This is a genomic window from Endozoicomonas sp. SESOKO4, assembly GCF_024606275.1.
Genome location: NZ_JAHHPS010000356.1, coordinates 1 through 1,614, shown reverse-complemented (window position 1 = coordinate 1,614; position 1,614 = coordinate 1). Strand labels below are relative to the sequence as shown.

The following is a 1,614-nucleotide window of genomic DNA, read 5'->3' as shown; positions in this document are numbered from 1 at the left end:
CTATTAAACTAGAAGACCCTGTCTTCCTGGCCAACTTCAGCCCCAATAGCTGCCATCTGATCCTCAGCACTAGCACTCATAGTAATGACGCAGCAATAATCTATGACCTGCAGGCTGATGGATCGTGGAAAGAAATGGACACGATTGAACATAATGGGTTGATCCAATCAGTCAACTTCAGCGCCGACTGCCGCCATGTGGTGACCGCCAGTGATGATAAAATGGCGAAAATCCATAGCCAGAATGCTGGATCATGGGAAGAAAAAGCCTGCATCAAACACTATAGGGAAGTCACCTCAGCAAACTTCAGTGCCGATTGCCAGCATGTGGTAACCACCAGTGATGACACAGCGAAAATCATCAGCCTGCAGACCGGTGGATCATGGGCACTAAAAGCCCGCATTGTCCATCAGGATCAAGTCGCCTCAGCCACCTTCAGTGCGGATGCTTGTCATGTGCTGACCGCCAGTGTCGACGGTGTAGTGAAAATTTATGGTCTGGAGACCAACGGGTCATGGCTGCGAAAAGCCTTCATTCAAAAAGAGGAAGGATTAGCCGCAGCCAGTTTCAGCCCCGATAGCCGAAATGTGATGACCGTCTGTAAAGATAACACGGTGAGGATCACTGAACTTCGGAAGAAGTATTGATGATCGAATGGGCGTACTTTTTTGCTGAGAACCGGTGAAAGTCGACGTCCTGGCGGGGCTGAAAGCCTCTCTGGGGCAGTTTGTAACAACTAGCGTTATTTCCTGATCTATCCTTCCCCTCTTCACACCAGAATGCAAGGATAGAATGATTAAACACTCACTCTTTGCAGCACCACTGTTACTCATGACATTGTCCGTCTTCTGTCAGGCTCAACCGTTGACAAGAGGTTTTGTTGTCGAGTTTGTTGTCGAGTTTGTTGTCGAGATTGAGATTAAAGCGTCGTTTAATCCGATGAAACAAAAAGAGCCGTGTCAGGATGACCCGCTTGCGGCCATCATTATGATGCCTGCCTCTGGAAATGACCAGCAACAATACCCGCCATCAGAGTCAGCGGGGCAGCATGCTCGGGGGGCCACCGCCTGCCCCGCAGGCTCTTTCAACAGCTTCCTTTATTCTGACTCTGCCGATGGTAACGGAGGCTCACAGCAATATCTGCACACTTTGGGTTTAGATTGTTTCGTCTTTCCCTGTCATGGCATTTGTCAATTCCGACCACCATCCGGTAGCAGTGGGTCTGCTGAATGGCCGATGGATTCCGCAGAAAATTCGACAGGCCAGACAGACGCAACACCCGAACAAAGCTCATACCCACATTTGGACAGTGGACACTGCCCGGAGCGCGCAGGTCATATGACTGACACAGATGTACTACTCATCGATGGCATTGCTCGCCACGCTGTCCCCATGGACACTGACGTAGCATTGGAGTCCGACCCCTGTCCTATTTGTCTGGTTCACTTCCATGGCCGTGATGAAGCACTTGTGATCGTCAAAAGCCAATGTTGTGGCAAGCACTTCGATCTGGACTGTATTTCGAAGTGTTTTGTTCAACAGCCCTTCGGCTCTCGCTGGTGTGTAATGTGTCGGCAAGACCCGATGCCTATGGTGAATGAGCACACCGGTGAA

General features: G+C 50.2%; 2 protein-coding genes. Both read left to right on the top strand.

Annotated elements, in window-relative coordinates; translation table 11 throughout:
- Positions 1-647 (top strand): WD40 repeat domain-containing protein (locus KDK16_RS07030; RefSeq protein ID WP_257275330.1); only part of this gene is annotated, 647 nt, incomplete at its 5' end.
- Between the two features lie 145 nt (positions 648-792).
- A partial coding sequence (locus tag KDK16_RS07025) for a hypothetical protein (RefSeq protein ID WP_257275329.1) occupies positions 793-1,614 on the top strand: 822 nt, incomplete at its 3' end.